At 59.2% G+C, this 17,348-nt stretch carries 18 protein-coding genes and 1 tRNA gene; 10 read left to right on the top strand and 9 right to left on the bottom strand.

The window, feature by feature from the left end; genetic code table 11:
• The first annotated feature begins 62 nt into the window (after window positions 1-62).
• Both CVE41_RS07060 and CVE41_RS07055 read left to right on the top strand, forming a co-directional pair.
• Window positions 63-407 carry a winged helix-turn-helix transcriptional regulator gene (locus CVE41_RS07060; RefSeq protein ID WP_232725831.1) on the top strand — a complete coding sequence of 115 codons (345 nt, stop codon included), beginning with the start codon at window positions 63-65 and terminating at the stop codon, window positions 405-407.
• Between the two features lie 9 nt (window positions 408-416).
• The gene (locus tag CVE41_RS07055; protein ID WP_100260014.1) at window positions 417-1,214 is read left to right on the top strand and encodes a crotonase/enoyl-CoA hydratase family protein; all 798 of its coding nucleotides are present in this window, start codon (window positions 417-419) and stop codon (window positions 1,212-1,214) included.
• A gap of 1 nt (window position 1,215) precedes the next feature.
• Here CVE41_RS07055 and CVE41_RS07050 read toward each other — a convergent pair whose 3' ends face one another.
• From CVE41_RS07050 to CVE41_RS07030, 5 genes are all read right to left on the bottom strand, one after another.
• Window positions 1,216-1,893 carry an NnrU family protein gene (locus tag CVE41_RS07050; protein WP_100260013.1) on the bottom strand — a complete coding sequence of 226 codons (678 nt, stop codon included), beginning with the start codon at window positions 1,891-1,893 and terminating at the stop codon, window positions 1,216-1,218.
• Between the two features lie 54 nt (window positions 1,894-1,947).
• Window positions 1,948-2,457, bottom strand: coding sequence for an FKBP-type peptidyl-prolyl cis-trans isomerase (locus CVE41_RS07045; protein ID WP_332835729.1), 510 nt, complete (start codon window positions 2,455-2,457; stop codon window positions 1,948-1,950).
• Window positions 2,454-3,833, bottom strand: a complete 1,380-nt coding sequence (locus CVE41_RS07040; protein WP_100260012.1) for an amidohydrolase family protein — start codon at window positions 3,831-3,833, stop codon at window positions 2,454-2,456. The genes CVE41_RS07045 and CVE41_RS07040 overlap by 4 nt, the downstream gene beginning before the upstream one ends.
• Complete coding sequence (locus tag CVE41_RS07035; protein ID WP_100261416.1) at window positions 3,830-5,200, bottom strand: amidohydrolase; 1,371 nt, start codon at window positions 5,198-5,200, stop codon at window positions 3,830-3,832. Before CVE41_RS07035 ends, CVE41_RS07040 begins: the two co-directional genes overlap by 4 nt.
• 103 nt (window positions 5,201-5,303) lie before the next feature.
• Window positions 5,304-6,968: a peptide MFS transporter gene (locus CVE41_RS07030; RefSeq protein WP_100260011.1), complete on the bottom strand. Its 1,665-nt coding sequence runs from the start codon at window positions 6,966-6,968 to the stop codon at window positions 5,304-5,306.
• Window positions 6,969-7,178: 210 nt separating this feature from the next.
• On the opposite strand from CVE41_RS07030, the gene CVE41_RS07025 reads away from it, so the two are divergent.
• From CVE41_RS07025 to CVE41_RS07015, 3 genes are all read left to right on the top strand, one after another.
• The gene (locus CVE41_RS07025) at window positions 7,179-7,520 is read left to right on the top strand and encodes a GntR family transcriptional regulator (protein WP_100261415.1); all 342 of its coding nucleotides are present in this window, start codon (window positions 7,179-7,181) and stop codon (window positions 7,518-7,520) included.
• A gap of 157 nt (window positions 7,521-7,677) precedes the next feature.
• Window positions 7,678-7,959 carry an integration host factor subunit beta gene (locus CVE41_RS07020; RefSeq protein WP_100260010.1) on the top strand — a complete coding sequence of 94 codons (282 nt, stop codon included), beginning with the start codon at window positions 7,678-7,680 and terminating at the stop codon, window positions 7,957-7,959.
• Between the two features lie 67 nt (window positions 7,960-8,026).
• Window positions 8,027-8,111 (top strand) — tRNA-Leu (locus CVE41_RS07015).
• A gap of 84 nt (window positions 8,112-8,195) precedes the next feature.
• Here CVE41_RS07015 and CVE41_RS07010 read toward each other — a convergent pair.
• A complete protein-coding gene (locus CVE41_RS07010; RefSeq protein ID WP_100260009.1) occupies window positions 8,196-9,335 on the bottom strand; it encodes a tyrosine-type recombinase/integrase in 1,140 nt (379 codons plus the stop codon).
• Window positions 9,336-9,345: 10 nt separating this feature from the next.
• Window positions 9,346-9,813, bottom strand: coding sequence for a hypothetical protein (locus tag CVE41_RS07005; protein ID WP_100260008.1), 468 nt, complete (start codon window positions 9,811-9,813; stop codon window positions 9,346-9,348).
• Between the two features lie 101 nt (window positions 9,814-9,914).
• Between CVE41_RS07005 and CVE41_RS07000 the strand changes: the two genes are divergently transcribed.
• Complete coding sequence (locus CVE41_RS07000) at window positions 9,915-10,133, top strand: helix-turn-helix transcriptional regulator (protein WP_232725830.1); 219 nt, start codon at window positions 9,915-9,917, stop codon at window positions 10,131-10,133.
• A gap of 191 nt (window positions 10,134-10,324) precedes the next feature.
• The gene (locus tag CVE41_RS06995) at window positions 10,325-11,536 is read left to right on the top strand and encodes a reverse transcriptase domain-containing protein (protein WP_232725829.1); all 1,212 of its coding nucleotides are present in this window, start codon (window positions 10,325-10,327) and stop codon (window positions 11,534-11,536) included.
• A gap of 6 nt (window positions 11,537-11,542) precedes the next feature.
• On the opposite strand, the gene CVE41_RS06990 is transcribed toward CVE41_RS06995, so the two are convergent.
• A complete protein-coding gene (locus CVE41_RS06990) occupies window positions 11,543-12,130 on the bottom strand; it encodes a recombinase family protein (protein WP_100260006.1) in 588 nt (195 codons plus the stop codon).
• A 217-nt stretch (window positions 12,131-12,347) separates the two neighbouring features.
• Here CVE41_RS06990 and CVE41_RS14730 point away from each other — a divergent pair, with 217 nt between their 5' ends.
• Both CVE41_RS14730 and CVE41_RS06980 read left to right on the top strand, forming a co-directional pair.
• Complete coding sequence (locus tag CVE41_RS14730) at window positions 12,348-13,376, top strand: AAA family ATPase (RefSeq protein WP_198507748.1); 1,029 nt, start codon at window positions 12,348-12,350, stop codon at window positions 13,374-13,376.
• 25 nt (window positions 13,377-13,401) lie between these two features.
• A complete protein-coding gene (locus tag CVE41_RS06980; RefSeq protein ID WP_100260005.1) occupies window positions 13,402-15,747 on the top strand; it encodes a S8 family peptidase in 2,346 nt (781 codons plus the stop codon).
• A gap of 10 nt (window positions 15,748-15,757) precedes the next feature.
• Here CVE41_RS06980 and CVE41_RS06975 read toward each other — a convergent pair whose 3' ends face one another.
• On the bottom strand, window positions 15,758-16,246 hold the full coding sequence (locus CVE41_RS06975) for a metallophosphoesterase family protein (RefSeq protein ID WP_100260004.1): 489 nt from the start codon (window positions 16,244-16,246) through the stop codon (window positions 15,758-15,760).
• Between the two features lie 442 nt (window positions 16,247-16,688).
• Between CVE41_RS06975 and CVE41_RS06970 the strand changes: the two genes are divergently transcribed.
• Complete coding sequence (locus tag CVE41_RS06970; RefSeq protein ID WP_100260003.1) at window positions 16,689-17,318, top strand: PilZ domain-containing protein; 630 nt, start codon at window positions 16,689-16,691, stop codon at window positions 17,316-17,318.
• The last annotated feature ends 30 nt before the right edge of the window (window positions 17,319-17,348 follow it).

Raw genomic sequence — 17,348 nt, 5'->3', positions numbered from 1 at the left:
TCTGATTTCCAGACTTACCGATCAACCTTGCTTCCGGTGAGGTCAAGTCTAAAAAGCAGACTGTGAATGAATTGCATAACCGCTTTCGTCCTTCCCGCTCGCCCTGTCCGATCGGGCGTGCCTCTCGCCTCCTTGGTGATCGTTGGGTCCTGCTAATTCTGCGCGAGTCGTTTCTCGGTGCAACGCGATTCGAAGAGTTCTTGCCGAATACGGGCATCAATCGAGCCGCGCTCACTTCGCGGCTGTCGGCCATGATCGAACACGGTGTCCTCGAGCGAGACCCGCCGACCGGACGCCGGGCCGAATATCGTTTGACCGAGGCAGGTCGGGCTCTCGCGCCTGTGATGGCAGCGATGCGCAATTGGGGAGATGAATGGCTAGTCGACCGCGACGCCCAGTCGTTCTAGCATGCCACTATGACCCTGCTCACCATCGATACCGCCGATCACGTCACCACGCTCACGCTCAACCGGCCGGACAGCATGAACCCGCTTGGGGCTGCTGGTGACGGCGATGCTTTCGCCGCCGCTTGCGAAGCGATCAACTCCGACATGGATGTGCGGTGCGTGATCCTGACCGGAGCGGGGCGGGCGTCCAGCGCGGGCGGCGACATCAAAGCAATGAAGGAGAAGACCGGCAATTTCGGCGGCACCGCTCCCGAGATTGCCGATGGCTATCGCAACAACATCCACAAGATCCTGCGCGCGCTGTACTCCCTACGCCTACCGTTGATAGCAGCCGTCAATGGGCCCGCCATCGGTCTCGGCTGCGATCTCGCCTGCCTCGCCGACATGCGGATCGCGAGCGAGAAGGCGAAGTTCGGCGTGACCTTCCTCAAGCTCGGCATCATTCCCGGAGATGGCGGCACGTGGATCCTGCCGCGTATCATCGGCGAGGCGCGCGCGGCGGAGCTGTTCTACACGGGCGACGTGATCGACGCCGCCACCGCGCAGGACTGGGGGCTGGTCAGCCGAGTGGTCGACCACGACGCGTTCCTGGATGAGACACACGCGCTTGCCGCCAAGGTCGCAGCCATGCCGCCGCATGCACTTCGCCAGGCAAAGAACCTGATGCGGCAGGGGCGATCAACGACGTACGACGCGGCGCTCGAGATGGCGGCGAATGCGCAGGCGCTCATGCATTCGACGCGCGATCACATGGAGGGGGTCGAAGCATTAATCGAAAAGCGTGCGCCGAAGTTCACCGGAGACTAGGTCAACCGGTCCAGCGCCATACCCCGGCTGGAATACCGCCAGCGTGAATGTGGCTCCAGCTGATGAGCAGCCATGCGGCGATCCCTGCAAGCCACAGACCCCCGCCAGCCTTCGACAGTTTGGTCCAGCGCGGCCAGTAGCTCGTTCCTGCTTCCCAGTGCTGCCAGGCCTCGCCCATCAGCATTTCCTTCTTGCGGTCCTGCATCCTCGCGCCGACGAGGGCCAGGACGAAGATGGACAAGGCGACGATATTGGTGCGCCAGCTCCACCACAGGACGATGTGGCTGAGAGCCCAGAGCGCAAACCCCCACATCATCGGATGACGGGTAACGAGATAGACCCCGTTCGGGTCTTTTTCGGCGAGCTTTTCCGCCCCCGGGGCCGGAGCGGCCGGATTGCCTCTGAGGGAACCGAGAAACAAGACCAACGCGGGTAGGGTTAGTGCCGTCGCGATCACCCAGCCGATCTCGCCGCTACCGCCCAAGCCACCGGAAGTAACGCTGGTGAAGGCGAAATACATCCAGGCCATGCACGCCGCAGCGACCAGGCTGTAGAGCGCCATGAAGCCGCCCACACCAAGCAAGCGCACGAGCGTGCCACGCAACGGGTGTGACAATGCGAAATGCGTGCCGACGAAAGCGGTCGATGCGGCGATAAGCGAAACGAGAGCGGTATCCATGGCTATCTCCCCAGCCGGAGCCAGGTAGGTAGCAAATAAAAACCTATGTGACAATCATTGGCTTTCGATGCCTAGCAACTCGACCTTGAAGACGAGTGTCGCGCCGCCGGGGATCGGGCCCTTGCCCTTGGCTCCATAGGCCAGGTCGGCGGGGGCCGCGATCTCGATCGCATCGCCTACGCGCATCTCGGGGATGGCCATTTGCCATGCCTTGATAAGGCGCCCGAGGGGGAAGGTGACAGGCTCTCCCCGGTCATAGCTGGAATCGAAGGTTTCCCCGTCGATGAACATCCCCGCATAGTGGACGGTGACCCGGTCGGCGACGGTCGGCTTGGCGCCGCTGCCCGCAAATTCGAGATAGCGCCAGTAGAGACCACCATCCATGTATCGCCAGCCATCTTCCGGTGCGAGCTTGGCAAGATAGGCCTGCTGCGCATTCATCCAGGCGATGTCCTGCGAACGGTCGGGCGGGCTGTCCTGCGCGACCGCCGTGTATGTTCCGACTGCGGCGAAGGCGGCAGCCACGGCAAAGACCATGCCGCGCATTTCCTTGGGGATGCTCACCAGTCGTAGGCCTCCGGCAGGGTGCTTTCATCGAGTTCGCGATATCGATCGCGCAGGCGGCTCTGATGATTTTCGAGCGGCTGTTCGATCCCGTCGATATAGACCCGCACAGGTGTAGAACCGACCTCCAGCGGGTCGCCGTCCCAGACGACCAGATCGCCGTTGGCACCCGGTGCAAGAACGCCGGCCTTGCCGCCCATTCCGCTGATTTCGGCAGGGACGGAGCTTATGGCGGCAAAAGCCTGGCCCCAGCTAAGTCCATCGGCACCCGGGATACGGGTCAGGGCGACGAGATTGCCCGCGTATTGGTTGAGATTGCGCGGGTTCTCCATCGCGGAAGCGTTTATCGCGACCTTCACGCCCGCCTTCACCATGCGGCCGATATTGGACTGGGTGCTGGCGAGTTGATCGAAGCCTTGCGGCAGATCGTCGAGCCCGTCGGCGATCACCGGAACGCCGGATGCCGCGATCTCAGCCGAGACGAGCCACCCCTCGCTTGCGCCGACCAGCACCATGTCGAGGCGCGGAAATTCCTTCTTCAGGGCCAATGCGCTGCGGATATCGGCGGCGCGTTCGACCATGACGTAAAGCGGTTGTTCGCCGCGCGCGACGGGCACCAGTGCTGCTGCATCGAAACGCGTGAGGAGAACGTCCGAGGCGCGGTCACGCGAGGTGCGCGCCAATCGGCTATCGATCCCGATGTCGTCACCTTGTTGCGACGAACCTCCACCTCCTGTGCTGCGGATCGTGCCGCCGCGTTCGAACTCGTCCGCTTCGAGCAAGGCATTGCGGAACAGGGCTTGTGCCGAGGTCCGGCTTCCCCCCGAGAGGCGTGCGCCTCCTTCTCCGAGCTCGACCACTTGGAATGCGCGCGGCTTTGTAACCGCATTCGCGTCCGAGCCCAGATCGATGATGGCGCCCTGGCCTGCGAAGATCGACCCGCTGGCCGACCCGACGACGGCGGCGCGGGTGATGCCGGCCGCGCGATGGATAAGGATGTGCTGGGACGCAGGGTTGATCACCGGTGCCACGTCGAGTGCGGCGCTGAAGGGCGAGCTGCCAGCGCGAATATCGTTGGATTCGCTAACCGCCCCAACGTCCCACAACCCGAGGTTGGTGACTGTCGCGAAGAGACCCGGTGTAACCCAGCGACCTTCCCCGTCGATAGTCGTCGACTGCGGCGCGGCAGGCATATTCTCGGCGCTCCCAGCGTAAACGACCTTCCCGCCTTGCAGGATCACAGCGCCATTCTCGACCGGCTCGGAGCCGTCACCGGTCGCAACTGTCACGCCGGTGATGGTAAGGTCCTGTGCTCCCACCGGAAGAGCGAAAGCGAGCGTTGCGAAGCTCGCTGCGAATGTCAGCGCGCGCTTCATTTCACGTCTCCTTCACCGGGCTGGCCAAGCTCGAAATCACTCACCGGCCGGCGCTTGCGGTCCATTGCATCGAACAGGAGAGCGCCGTCCACCCAGACCTTTTCCGGCCGCGAATAGACGCTGAGGGGATCCCCGTTCCACAGGACAACATCGGCCATTTTGCCCGGCTCGAGGCTGCCGGTCATTGCGTCGATGCCCATGGCCTTGGCCGGGTTGAGGGTGATCCAGCGGATTACCTGCGCATCGGAGATATCGATGCCCACCCGGGCGCCTGCCGCCTGGGCTTTCGCCGCTTCCTGGTTCAAGCGCTGGATGCCGTTCGCATCATCGGAGTGGATCACAACGCAGGCATCTTCGCGCTGGAGGTAGGCCGCGTTCTCGAGAATGCCGTCATAGGCTTCCATCTTGAAGCCGTACCAGTCGGCCCAAATCGCGCTGCACACGTCGTTTTCGCGAAGGAGATCGCCGATCTTGTACGCTTCGACCGCGTGGTGGAAGGCGCTCACCTTGTAGCCCATCTCCTTGGCCATATCCATGACGAGTGCCATTTCGTCGGCACGATAGCAGTGGTTGTGGACGAGGATTTCACCGTCGAGAACGCCTTTGAGCGTTTCCTTCGCAAGATCGCGTTTCTTGCCGTCATATGCTTTCGCATCGAGCCATGTCTGGCGATTGACCGCGAAATTGCCCATGCGGGTCGAGGGCATCCGGCCACGATTGCCATAGACCCGCTTCGGGTTCTCGCCGCAGGCCATCTTGAAGCCGTAGGGCGCGCCGGGGAACTTCATGCCCTGCACGGTGCGCGATGGCACATTCTTCAGCGTTGCGCTGCGTCCGCCCATGAGATTGGCCGAGCCGGGCAGGACCTGGAGACTGGTGACGCCGCCGTTCGCCAGGGCGCGGGCAAAGCCCGGATCCTGCGGCCATACGGAATGCTCTGCCCAGACTTCGGGGGTGGTCGGGCTGGTCGCTTCGTTCCCGTCGGAATGCGCATCGACGCTGGGCGTCGGATAGTCGCCGAGGTGGGAGTGAATGTCGATAATCCCGGGCGTCACGAACTTGCCCGTTCCGTCGAACACCGCGATGTCGGCCGGGACCGGCGTATCCGGCCCGCCGATCGAGACGACCTTGCCGCCGCTGAAGAACACCGTGCCGTTGTCGATCCGGCCACCCTTGCCGTCGTAGATCGTCGCACCGACCAGCGCCGTCGGTGCGCCAGGGTAGGGGGCGTACGTCGACGGAAATGGTGTGTCGGTGGTGGCCTGCGACGCGCTGGCGCTTTCGGCTTCTGCTGTTCCGGTGGTCGAACAGGCGGCGAGCGCAATGCCAAGCGCGCCTGCGGCGATGGTCTGGAGCTTTGTTTTCATGGGTGCCTTCATGCCGTGAGACTTCGGATTTGCAAATATGGCGCGCAAAGAAAAAGGGCGCGGATTGCGCCGCGCCCTTTTCGTTAGTGTTGCAAGTGGACGATCAAGCGTCGTTGCGGGTCGTCGGGTGGACGCCAGCAGCTTGCGGCTCGGCCGGGAATTCCGACTGGCCTTCCAGATCGTCGCCGATGGCATCGTCCTTGATCGAATCGAGGTGCATCAGCTTCTTGATGAGCGGGCTGACGACCATGACACCGACACCGATCGCGACAGCAACCCAGCCGACGGTCGAGTAGACGTCGAGGACGACCTGCTTGCCGGCTTCTTCGCCCACGCCTTCGCCGCCGGTAGCAGCGGCGATAAGGCCGGCTGCAAAGTTGCCGGTGGCGGAAGCGAAGAACCAGGTGCCCATGATGAGCGAAGCCATATGGGCAGGGCTCAGGCGGTTCATTGCCGAAAGGCCAACCGGCGACAGGCAGAGCTCGCCCGTGGTGTGCAGCAGGTAGATGAGGAAGATGAAGATGACCGGCGTCGGGACATTGATCCCGGCGCTTTCCGCGCCCCAGACGAGGACGAGGAAGCCAAGGCCGACCTGGATCACGGCGAGGCCGAACTTCATCGGTGTGCTGGGTTCCGCGCCCTTGCGAGCGAGACCTTGCCACAACATCGCGAAGAACGGTGCGAGCAGCACGATGTAGATTGCATTGATCGACTGGAACATCGACGCGTTGACGCCCTGCGTATCGACATGGCGATCGGTGAACACGTTGAGCGAGGAACCTGCCTGCTCGAACAGCGCCCAGAATACGATCGAGGTCAGGATGAGGAACATTGCCGCGAAGATGCGATCACGTTCCTCGGGTGCCAGCTTGGTCACTGCGGTAAACAGGACGTAGGCCACCAAGCCGCCGCCGAACACACCGAGCACGGTGCCGACGAGTTCCTGGTACTGGATGGCAGCCCAGCACAGCGCGACCATGGCAAGGCCTGCGCCATAGATGGCGAATTCCTTGCCGCCCTTGATCTTGGCCGGATCCTTGGGTTCGCCTTGGCCAAGCAGGAGCGGCTTGCCGAGCACGAAGAAAACGAGGCCGATAAGCATGCCGATGCCGGCGAGACCGAAGCCATACTGCCAGCCATAGGTCTGGCCGAGATAGCCGCAGATGATCGATGCGGTCGCCGCACCGACGTTAATGCCCATGTAGAAGATGGTGTATGCCGGATCGCGGCGCACGTCGGTGCGCGGATAGAGCTGACCGACAATGACCGAGATGTTTGCCTTGAGGAAGCCCGAGCCAACGATGATGAGGGCCAGAGCCAGCCAGAAGACGTTGATCATCGGATCGGCCTGTCCGCCCGAACCTTCGAAGGCCATGAAGAAGTGGCCGAAGGTGAGCAGGACTGCGCCGAAAAGCACGGCCTTGCGCTGGCCGATATACTGGTCGGCAAGATAGCCGCCGACAACCGGGGCGATGTAGACCAGCGCGGTATAGGCACCGTAAATGACGTAGGCCTTTTCTTCCGCGAACATCCAGTGCTGGATGAGGTAGAAGATCAGCAGGGCGCGCATGCCGTAGTAGGAAAAGCGTTCCCACATCTCGGCCATGAACAGCAGGAACAGACCCTTGGGGTGTCCCAGAACTTCTGCCTGAGGGCGCGTAATCAGCACGCTGCCCCCGATGAGGAACGCGGCCAATGCGATGACGGCGATCCAGAAAGCCCACATTTCGAACATGGAGTCGAAAGTGAAGAAGAGACCTTCGATCATTAGTGTGAAATCCTTATTGTCCCTGAGGGACGCGCAGTTGCGCCGGCCCCTCCCCGAAGAAGCGCGCACACTAGCGCCATCTGCGCTCATGTGAAGCCTTAGTTACAAACGCTACCAGCTTGCCGCGGCATGAACGCGCGAAACCCGGGAACCTTGCGCGCCGCGCTGTATTATGGCACTGAAGCACTATTCGCGAACCGGGGACCGGCCATGAGCAACCAGAGCAAGCCCGTATATCTCAAGCTGCGTGACCAGATCGCGGCTGCCATCATCGATGGGCGTTACCAGGAAGAGCAAATGCTGCCTTCCGTCCGCGCTCTCGCTGCCGAACAGGGCGCGAATCCACTTACGGTCGCAAAGGCGTATCAGCAGTTCCAGGCAGACGGGCTGGTCGAGGTGCAGCGCGGTGTGGGTATGTATGTCGCACGCGGTGCCGCCGAAACGCTGCGCAAGCGCGAGAAAGAGGCCTTCCTTTCGGAAGAGTGGCCCGAAATCACTGCGCGCATCAAACGCCTCGGCCTGAAACCGGACGAGTTATTGGCTGCCGTCTGACGGCCGGATGTCCCGCTAAGCCACGGGCGGGTATTAACAATTGCTATCTTATCAGGGTTCTGGCAGGGTTTCCCGTGTTGTGCAGGGGTCAGGCATGACGCGAGGGCGCACATGACAAATTACATCGCGCGGGGACGCGATTGAGGGAGCCTGAGACATGATTCGATCCGAACTGCTTGCCGCGCTGGCAGACGACAATCCGGACCTGCGCCCAGAAGAGGTCGAACAGGTGGTAGATATCTTCTTCGAAGAGCTGGCGCAGCGCCTTTCCGAAGGCGGGCGTGTCGAGTTGCGGGGCTTCGGTGCTTTTTCGACGCGTGAACGCCAAGCGCGGCAGGGACGCAATCCTCGAACCGGCGAAATGGTCGATGTTCCCGCCAAGCGGGTGCCCTATTTCAAGCCGGGCAAGGACATCCGCGAAAAGCTCAACAAGAACTAACCGGGGCTCGCTGCGCCTTCGCGATTGCGAGGGCCCACGCTTCGTTCTAGGCACCCACGCCAGACGTGCGGGTGTGGCGGAATGGTAGACGCCGGGGACTTAAAATCCCCTGTCCTTTGGACGTGTGGGTTCGAGTCCCACCACCCGCACCAAGCTTTTCCGCCATTTTTGGCGTATCAATAGGTGTGTTCGGTTCCGTCGATAGGGGCAGCGGTGTAATTTCGGGGTAATCCACGTTAGCCCGCCTTTCTCGATCTAAGCGAGCGATCGAGAGCGGAGACTGTCTCATCGACAGTGCGGTCTGCGATATGAGTGTAGCGCATCAGCATGGTTAGGGTCTTGTGCCCCGTCACTCTCTGGACAGCAGGAAGCGACATTCCCGCAGCCACCATCATTGTTGCTGCGGTGTGCCGCATGACATGAGGGGTGATCAAATCCGCGCGCAACCCTGCCGCCTTTACTGCGCGCTTGAAGGGACCGTTGAACTCATTCACGTGTCCTGTTGCCGTTAAAGAGGACGGAAATATCCACCCGTCTGGGTCGGGTCGGCTTTCCCTCTCGGCGCGTAGCATCTCGACAAGCGAGTTTGTAAGCGGCTGGGTCCGGTCCCCGGCCTTCGCTCTCGGAAGGTAAAGGCGACGATTGTCCCAGTCGATATGGTCGAAGCGCGCCGAGACTATCTCTGCTGACCGCATAGCGGTGTTTAATCCGAACTCGACAAAGAGCCAAAGATAGGGGTGACTGTCGCGCTTTGCGGCTTCGATCAGCGCGTCACATTGTTCGTCAGAGAGTACAACGGTTCGACCTTCCGGCTCCACGAGTTTGGGTATGGCACAAGGCGCTCGTCTGAGCTTACGCCTGCGGACCGCTGTACTCCAAACGTGCCGCAAGGTAGCAAGGTCGCGGTTCACGGTTGCGGGAGCTAAGCCGCTTTCAATCAGATCCTGCTTGTACCGTCCGATATGCTCTTCTGTGATCCCGTCCACGATGAGGTCACCGAGATGGGGTACGAGGCGGCGCTCGATCTGCAACTTCTTGCGTCGAAGATTTTTGCCGCCCGATGCTTCCATCTCGGCCAAATACCATGAGGCCAGTTCAGAAAGCTGCATCGGCACTCTGCGGCCCTTCGGCTGGGTGTCTAGTCCCTCCCGGATGTCGGACCTAGCCTGATCTCGCGCCTCGACGGCTTTCGTGCCGTTCCAACCCTCGCTTTTTCGACCGAGCAAAGTCTTTTTGCGCTTGCCCAGGTACATGAACTCTAGCGACCAACGCTCGTCACCGTTTTCGAGCTTGGTAACGATGATGCCGCCCTCTCTAATGCACTCTCCGGGTTTGAGTTCTCTGCGTCGCGACGGGGTGATCTTCTGCAATTTCATTCAGAAGGCCTCACACTTCCAAGCTGCGCTTGTAGGTGCGTCGCTTCGCAGGCTTCTTCGTATCCGGTTTTTCGCCAGTAGCTTGGACCTCGGCGGTCGGCGACATGCCCTCGATGTAAGCGCCGAAATCGTGGATGGCCTGATCAAGGTCGTTCGCCATCCCCTTGAGCAAGGTGCTCGCAGTTCGCGTCCACAACGCAACATCGGCAGTACCGTCATGTGGAGGCATCAGGGGGAGCATCGCGTCCTCGAAGGCGCGCAACTTCGGCGCGAAGTACCGACGAAAATCGTCTTCCAAGTCCAAGCCTCGAATAAGAGCGGCCTCACCCTTCTGGCTGATCGACATCTCCGACGCTTTGGCAGAAGCGGTAAGGCGCTCCAGCGTGCTGTCAGTGATCTTCGTTGTGAAGGTCGTTTTGCTCCCCGAGAAAGGCCCACGCCGCGCCCCTCCCCTCTTTGGTATCGTGCTCTTAGCCATAACAAGCTCCTATGTTTACTTGAATTGCAGTAAAGGTATTGACGGCTCCGTCAACCCCCGTTAGAGGCCCGCCGCCACCCACAGGAGAAGGAGCCAAAACCATGATGCAGCGGCGCGTCAGAGAGCGACAAATGATCATCACCCCAGATGGGCGGCTGACACGTTCCCATGCCGCGCGGTATCTGGGGGTTGCACCACAAACACTTGCGAATTGGCACACGCAGGGGCGTGGTCCGAAGTCATTCAAGATCGGAGGGAGAGCCTTCTATCGGCGCGATGACATCGACGCTTACATTGCCGAGACGATCAGCGGTCAATGATGCAACCCGTTGCAACTCGCGGATCATCTCGCGCTCGCATAATTCAACCGGCTTGCCCGCATTGCTCTGCAAGAGCGCGAGATGGGGAGGAACTCACATTCCACGCCCTTCTCCAAGTGATCGTCAGCAACCCGAACGCGGCAGCGCGCCTATGCAGGGCGTCTGAAAGGGGCCTCCGGCGGTGGTGCCGCTTGCGCACCAGAGCTTCATCTACCGCAATCCAGAAGCTGCACGACGCCAAGCATTACAAGAACGCGCGAAGGGCGCGGGCAGAACACCTCGCCAGACTTGAGGTTCAGGTTGATGCGCTCTTCATGGCAGCGCGGAAGCGATGGCGCACGCGCCAAAGCCAGTCAGAAGTTGAGCGCGAAGTTATACGCCAGAAGCGGCTAAGGGCGGTCTTTGACAAACTGCCAGAGGTAGGCCGATTGACCCGGCCCGCGCGAGCGCGCCAGTTCCTGATCAAGAAGGATAACAACAGAGGCACGCGCCTCATCACCTCGTTTTATTGGGTGGATCGAGCACGCCAAATCATGCTCCGATCCGCTCTCTCACCCTTTGCGGACCTCCATGACGCACAGTACATGCTCGCGCGTGATGCTAACCGTCGTGGACCAGCGGCGGTCCGCGAAGCTCTCCTAACGGCCCTCGAACGTTGCGATGCGAACTGGGAGTTCATCCATCTTGATGTGGTAGACTTCTATGGCTCCATCTCGCAGGGCTGGCTGGAGAGGCACTTGGGCCTGGACCCGGCAATCATACAGCATCAGGTTCATTTGGGCCGAATGATGTTGGATGCTCCAAGGGAAATGGCCACCGTTCTTGCCACGCAAGAAGCAATCAGAGAGGGGGGCCAGCGGGGCATCCCGCAAGGCTCGGCACTATCTAGCCTCATCGCAGAGCAGGTGATGGCGGCAGTGATCCGAAGCGCCGTTGTCTTCGAGGAACTGCCGACATTCATATGGTCTGACAATGTCGGGGTGCTTGCTCCGCGACATAGAGTGAGGGAAGTCGTCGAGCTTGCCCGTACCGCATTCGCGGACCACGGCGCTGGCCCCTTCAAACTGACCGTGACGACCTGGCCTGTCAGCAAGCCATTCAAGTTCCTCGGCGTCTGGTACATTCGACGTGAGGACAAACCGGACGCCCTAGTGCCTTGGGAGGTCTTGAACGCATGGCAGGCATCAATCGCATCGCGCCTCCAGCTTTGCTGGGGCCACGAGATCGACGCCATCGAACATGCAGTGGACAAGAAGTTGGCTCGTTGGCGTTGGTGTCCCGATGCTCGCAGAACAGTTCGGGCCGTTCGTCGCCTAATCGCTTCTCGGCGTTCGCAATTCAGTGAGCGAGAACCGACCTGCATGGCACGGGCGGAGGATGGCGGGATGCCGTTGCTGGCATAACGCCTTTTACCGACCTGCCGAGGTGGCGCAGTACCGATCCACTGTTGCCTTCGATATGGAAAATTGGGCCATCGTTTCGCGGATCGTCGCGCCATTTTCTGCGCGCCAGCGCCGAACCTCAATAGGGTCGGCGGCCAAAGGTCTGCCAAGGCTTGCTTTGCCTCTATGGGTCTTGCCCGTCTCGCGGATCGACTTTCGCGCAGCGGCGCGGCCTGCTTCACACCGTTCCCGGATGCGATCCCGCTCCATGTCTGCGATCTGGGCGAGTACTGCGACAATAAGTTCACCTACGCCTTTGCCGATAGGCCCCAGCCCACGCACGTCGAGCGTGATGCCTTCTTCAAGCAGGCGACGCACAGTTGACTGCACGTCCAGAGCGTCGCGGCCAAGGCGATCAAGGGCGTAAACACACAGCGTATCGCCCTCGCGGATGTACGACAGAAGCTTGGAAAATGCGGGGCGCGATGCTGCCAAGCTGGCACCGCTTACCCCCTCGTCGGCGAACTCGCGATCAAACGGCCCCGCCAACGCTTCGCGCTGGGCTTCGATGCTCTGCCCCCCAGTGGAAACCCGGTAATATGCGATACGGCTCATAGTGTCTCCGATGCCTCAAAAGGTACCATAACATTATGAAATTGCATCAGAATTAGCAATCCGTATCTTTCGACGCAGGCGGGCGTGCCCGATCGCGCTGCATCAAAACCTACAATTTTTGATGCAACGGTCATCACCAACTACCTTGGTCGAATGCTTTCAACATCCGTACGATTAGTCTAGGCTTTCTTGCGCAGATAGCGCACGGGGGAGGCGCATGGAAAAATTCGATGACTTGCCGCTCACGTTCGCAGATGGGAGTGGGATCGAAGATCAGAACGAGGACATGGCTCGTAGCCGAAAGAAAGTAGTGAGTGATCGCAAGGCCAAATACTTTGTTAAAGCCGCCTCGGCCCCTACCGCTGGAAGTGGCTCGATGCTGGCCGGTGCTGAGGAAGATTTGAAGGCCGGCTCAACGCCCAAACCGCGGTCGCGGCGACTTTCTCAGACTTTGGCGTCGCGCGAGGGATTTGGTGACCTAGTTGAAGTAACTCACCCGTCGCGACCCGCGAGCGATATCATCCTTAGTCGTGACAGCGCCTATACACTTCTAGGTGTAGCTAATGAGTTTCGTCGGGGCGATGAGATCAGGCGCCATGGCTTAAACGTGCGATCCAAGATGCTGTTTTGTGGGCCTCCAGGATGTGGAAAGTCGATGTGTGCCGAGGTCGTGGCATCGGAACTGCACATGCCATTGGTCGTCGCACGCCTTGATGCCATCATCGCTTCGCATCTGGGGCAAACTGCCAGCAATCTCCGCAAACTCTTTGAGGCGGCAAAAAGCAGGTCCATGGTCCTGTTTTTGGATGAGTTCGACGCGATCGCACGAGCCAGGAGTGATGCAACTGAGCACAGCGAGATCAGGCGAGTTGTAAATAGTTTGCTTATGATGATTGATCGCTTCGAGGGTCGAAGTCTTCTCATCGCAGCAACGAACTTGGAAGAGCATGTGGACAGAGCGATCTGGCGTCGCTTTGATGAGGTAGTTGTGTTTGAGAAGCCAAGCAAAGCTCAAATACGCAGGCTGCTCAAGATCAAGACGAGAAATTTCCGTGCTGATTTTGATATCTCAAGATTTGCCGAACGGTTTGAAGGAATGTCGTACGCGCAAGTGGAACGCACTTGCTTGAGTGCCATTCGAACCTCTATTCTTGCTCGTGAATCGTCTATTTCAGAACAGGCATTCGTGGCCGCTCTCGAGCACGAGTCCCGACGCTCTAGAATAGAGAATACGATTTTAGATTGATTGAGGGCTTCGGGGGTCGTCGAAAATGGCAGAGCATGCGCATCTCGCGCTTAAACGTCTCGAAGGCGAGATGGAACGGCGCAAGCCCCAAGGGTTCGGCGGCAACCCGCAGCGTGATCGCGGCACGCATGGACCGCGAATAGAAGGGCAAATCGAGCAAGTCCTTGAGGATCACAAGAGCGCGCCGAGCACGGAGGGCGTTGATCCTTCTCTGATCCTGAGAATTGAGCTTGCTGGCTACGTGGACGAAGGCGAGTGGGAGCGCTTGGGCCTCATTGTCCTCTCCGAGGATGCCGATAAGACGCTTTTGCTGTTCGCAACAGATCAGGAGTTGAACGAGTTCCGTAGGCGAGTTGAGGCGTATCAAGGAGATTTACCCCCTGGTCAAAAGAACCCGAGCTATGCTGGCCTTATTGAGGCAATTGAAGCGATCGGCACGGCGAAGGCGGATGACCGTATTGGGAATAGCCTTAAGGCGATGGGCTTACTTCAAGCCGCTGATTTCGCTGATGATCAAACCTACCTAGTTGATGTTGAACTGTTTCATCCAGCGGACGACATGCAGGCCGAAATTTTTGTCATGCGTCTTGAAAAGAGTTTAGGTGCTCATGGAGGAGTAATTCTCAATACATACATGGGGGATCACCTGCTTCTATGCAGGGTGGAAGCGAATGGTGCTGCCATCAAATCCGCCCTCGAAATGCCTGAGGTAGCATCTGTAGAACTTCCGCCACGTCCCGATCTTCAAGTTGGTGATATTGGCGATGTAACCGCCGATGATATTGATGCGGGAGAACCTCCACCCGATAACGCGCTTGCAATCGGCGTGATTGATAGCGGCGTAAACTTCGGCCATCCACTTCTAGCTTATGCCATGAAGGGTACATTCTCCTCCCACGATCAATGGTCGGACGCCGACGAGGCTGGGCATGGGACATCGGTCGCGTCAATGGCCGCATATGGCGATGTTTCTGCACGACAAGAGGCGGGAGATTTTAGCGCGCCTTTTTGGCTAGCGAGTGCGCGAGTAGTGGACGCGAGAGGGGAGTTCCCGAAAGAGATCACTGTTCCAGAAATTATGGAGAAATCCATAAGGCGACTGCATGACGAGCACGGCTGCCGGATTTTTAACGTTTCGCTTGGTGATCCAAAGCTTGAATACGACGGTGGTAAGGCTGGAATATGGGCCGAAACCCTTGATCTTCTTGCGCGAGAGCTGGACATTCTCTTCGTCATTTCTACGGGCAATCGCACCGACCTGACGGTGTCGTTCGGTGAAAAAATAATCGACGAGTATCCGAACTACTTGCTTGAACCCGGCTCTCGCCTCCTTGATCCTGCCACAGCCGCTCTGGCATTAACTGTTGGCTCTGTTGCCCACTGCAATGCGCTCGAAGAGGAGGATGCCGACTTTGTCGGTGTTCTGCCAGTGTGCGGTCTAGATCAACCGAGCCCTTTCACGAGGTCAGGTCCGGGCATAAGGGGCATGGTGAAACCCGATCTAGTGGATTACGGTGGTAGTGCGGTTTGGGACGGCCCTACCAAGTCGTTAGTTAATGGTGGCTCGAAGTCAGCGGCTGGGGTTTGGACGTTTCACCATGAGCCGGTCACGCAGCTTTTTCGCGCTCGATCGGGCACTTCATTCTCAACCCCTGTTGTCGCGCACAAAGCGGCTCTGGTCCTCAGTCAATTCCCTGGCGCATCCGCGAACTTCCTTCGGGCAATGCTCGCGTTAACTGGCGAAATGCCGCCCGCAACTGTCGATCTACTAAGCCCGGCAAGTAAGTCTGCGCCGTTGATGGTCTGCGGTCACGGCATTGCCAATGTCGATCACGCACTGGCATCCGATGACAGCCGTGTAATCTTTCATACGGACGACGAATTGCCGCTTGATCGGTTTGCGGTTTATGAGCTGCCCATTCCGCCAGTCTTCCAGACGACGAAGGGAATGAGAGAGATTAGAGTTTCCTTGGCATTCGATCCGCCTGTGCGTCGAACGAGAGCAGATTACCTCGGGGTAACCATGGGCTGGCGACTATTGCGTGGGACGAATGAGCAGGAAGTTTTCGATAAATTTCGCAGGTGGGAAAAGGCAGAGGGCGATCCACCCGAACTTCCCAAACGCTATGTTTGTGACACGTTCCCAGGCCCGCAACTTCGCGAGAAAGGCGCGCTGCAATGTGCATCCTTTATCGCTCAAAGGGATATGTCGTCGTATGGCAGCAAGTACTACGTGGCTGTTTGGTGTCGTCGTCGTTGGGCACCGAAGGATATAGAAAAGCAGCGGTTCTCGCTCGCTGTCCAGCTGCGTCACAGTGCGGAAATCGAGCTTTATCAAAGCCTCACTTTGCCGCTGGAAATTCAGGTTTAAGGGAGTTCGCCTACAAAAGCGATGTGCTCCATCCGGACATCGTTAAGCTGGACAGTGGGATCGGCCAGTAGTCTGTTTGCTCGACCGACACGCAACGGTATCGTGGATCGTCAATCCGCGCCGAGTGGAGATGTCCATGAACATTTATCGTAGCTCCACGAAGCTGGCTGGCATGCACGGGTATGTGCGTGAGCAATGCACCGGGTAACCACTTGGCGACCGTTACGCTTCGGAACAGGTGAGAAGCGATAAGACCGGCGAGACGGTCACAGTTCCCCGCCACGAGGTGCTTTTCGCCCGAAAGCTCCCGCAGGATCGCGAGGCTGCCAAGATGGCCGACATCGCCTAGCACATAGATTACGTCTTTCGGCTGCACGACAGCATTCCAGCGGTAGGCGATCACCTCTTCCATCTCTCGCAGGGTAGCGAACTGCGTGCGCGCCCTAGCGCAGAGGCGATCATCTCCCAGATGGAGGTCAGCGACGACGAAAACGGTCACTGCGCGCTCGTTGCAACTGGTTGCAATTTGTGGCGAAACGCACCCCCCATTGGCAGGGTAGGCTCGGGGTAATTTTGGGGTAACGAGATGTGGGAATGAGCGAGAAGTGTAGGTAGCAGCCGGTAATAATCCGTCCCTAACTTACCCCATTTCTGCCGCGTTTTCAGGGGCTTTTTCACGCGTTGAGGATTACCCGGTAAAAGCCGGTAATCAGACGCGGAGCGACTTAAAATCCCCTGTCCTCTGGGCGTGTGGGTTCGAGTCCCACCACCCGCACCACCACCAGGCCATCGCGCCGTCCTGCTTACAACTGCTCTCCGGGCAACCGCCCTTATCCAGGTGTTAATACCTAGCTGCTTACTAGAGTGCCTCAAAGGGGCGCTATGCCAAGACTCGTTCCGGCTAACAGGGGACTGCCGGATTCTTGGGAGAATTTGTGAGCATGGATTATTCATCGGGCCTCGGGGCGGAACCCGGAAGCGGCTATGTCGATAGCGAACAGCGTGGTGCGCCGCGTTATACTTCGCTGATCCGATCGGCAAAACTCGTCTGCGGACAGGGGGAGTTCCTGTGTGTGGTCCGGGACGTTTCTTCGACCGGCATATCTATCCGTGCTTTTCACAATCTACCGACAGATCCTACGCTCGCTCTCGAACTTCAGAACGGCGAATCCTTCGAGATCAAGCAGGTGCGTTCAAACGGTCTGGAGGGAAGTTATCGCTTCGACAGGCCAGTTGTCGTGGAGCGCCTGGTTCACGAGACATGGAATTATCCCAAGCGCCAATTGCGTTTGAATATCATGATCCCCCTGACGATCTCCACCCTCACGCAGAAAGCGAACGCGGTTACCCTGAACATCTCGCAGCAGGGCGCCCGCATCGAATGCGACAGCGTCTTCGCACTCGACCAGACCGTCAGGGTAGAGGGACCGGGTTTTCCGGAAACGCAGGCAAAAGTGCGCTGGCGCAGGGATTCGAACTATGGCCTCGTGTTCGAGAACACCTTCTCCCTACGGGAATTCGCTCTGATGGCGGCAGCGGTCCAATGCCCGTCGATGCTGGAGCCACAATAGCCAGCCTCGATCGCGCACTACACCTGCGAT

Origin of the sequence: Qipengyuania seohaensis, assembly GCF_002795865.1 — a bacterium.
In the GTDB taxonomy this organism is placed as follows: Bacteria; Pseudomonadota; Alphaproteobacteria; order Sphingomonadales; family Sphingomonadaceae; genus Qipengyuania; species Qipengyuania seohaensis.
This window is presented reverse-complemented; position numbering and strand designations above follow the sequence as displayed.

Coding starts and splice junctions, on each gene's coding strand:
- CVE41_RS07055 (WP_100260014.1), top strand. CDS start 417: ATGACCCTGCTCACCATCGATACCGCCGATCACGTCACCACGCTCACG.
- CVE41_RS07050 (WP_100260013.1), bottom strand. CDS start 1,893: ATGGATACCGCTCTCGTTTCGCTTATCGCCGCATCGACCGCTTTCGTC.
- CVE41_RS07040 (WP_100260012.1), bottom strand. CDS start 3,833: ATGAAGCGCGCGCTGACATTCGCAGCGAGCTTCGCAACGCTCGCTTTC.
- CVE41_RS07035 (WP_100261416.1), bottom strand. CDS start 5,200: ATGAAAACAAAGCTCCAGACCATCGCCGCAGGCGCGCTTGGCATTGCG.
- CVE41_RS07030 (WP_100260011.1), bottom strand. CDS start 6,968: ATGATCGAAGGTCTCTTCTTCACTTTCGACTCCATGTTCGAAATGTGG.
- CVE41_RS07025 (WP_100261415.1), top strand. CDS start 7,179: ATGAGCAACCAGAGCAAGCCCGTATATCTCAAGCTGCGTGACCAGATC.
- CVE41_RS07020 (WP_100260010.1), top strand. CDS start 7,678: ATGATTCGATCCGAACTGCTTGCCGCGCTGGCAGACGACAATCCGGAC.
- CVE41_RS07010 (WP_100260009.1), bottom strand. CDS start 9,335: ATGAAATTGCAGAAGATCACCCCGTCGCGACGCAGAGAACTCAAACCC.
- CVE41_RS07005 (WP_100260008.1), bottom strand. CDS start 9,813: ATGGCTAAGAGCACGATACCAAAGAGGGGAGGGGCGCGGCGTGGGCCT.
- CVE41_RS07000 (WP_232725830.1), top strand. CDS start 9,915: ATGATGCAGCGGCGCGTCAGAGAGCGACAAATGATCATCACCCCAGAT.
- CVE41_RS06990 (WP_100260006.1), bottom strand. CDS start 12,130: ATGAGCCGTATCGCATATTACCGGGTTTCCACTGGGGGGCAGAGCATC.
- CVE41_RS14730 (WP_198507748.1), top strand. CDS start 12,348: ATGGAAAAATTCGATGACTTGCCGCTCACGTTCGCAGATGGGAGTGGG.
- CVE41_RS06980 (WP_100260005.1), top strand. CDS start 13,402: ATGGCAGAGCATGCGCATCTCGCGCTTAAACGTCTCGAAGGCGAGATG.
- CVE41_RS06970 (WP_100260003.1), top strand. CDS start 16,689: ATGGATTATTCATCGGGCCTCGGGGCGGAACCCGGAAGCGGCTATGTC.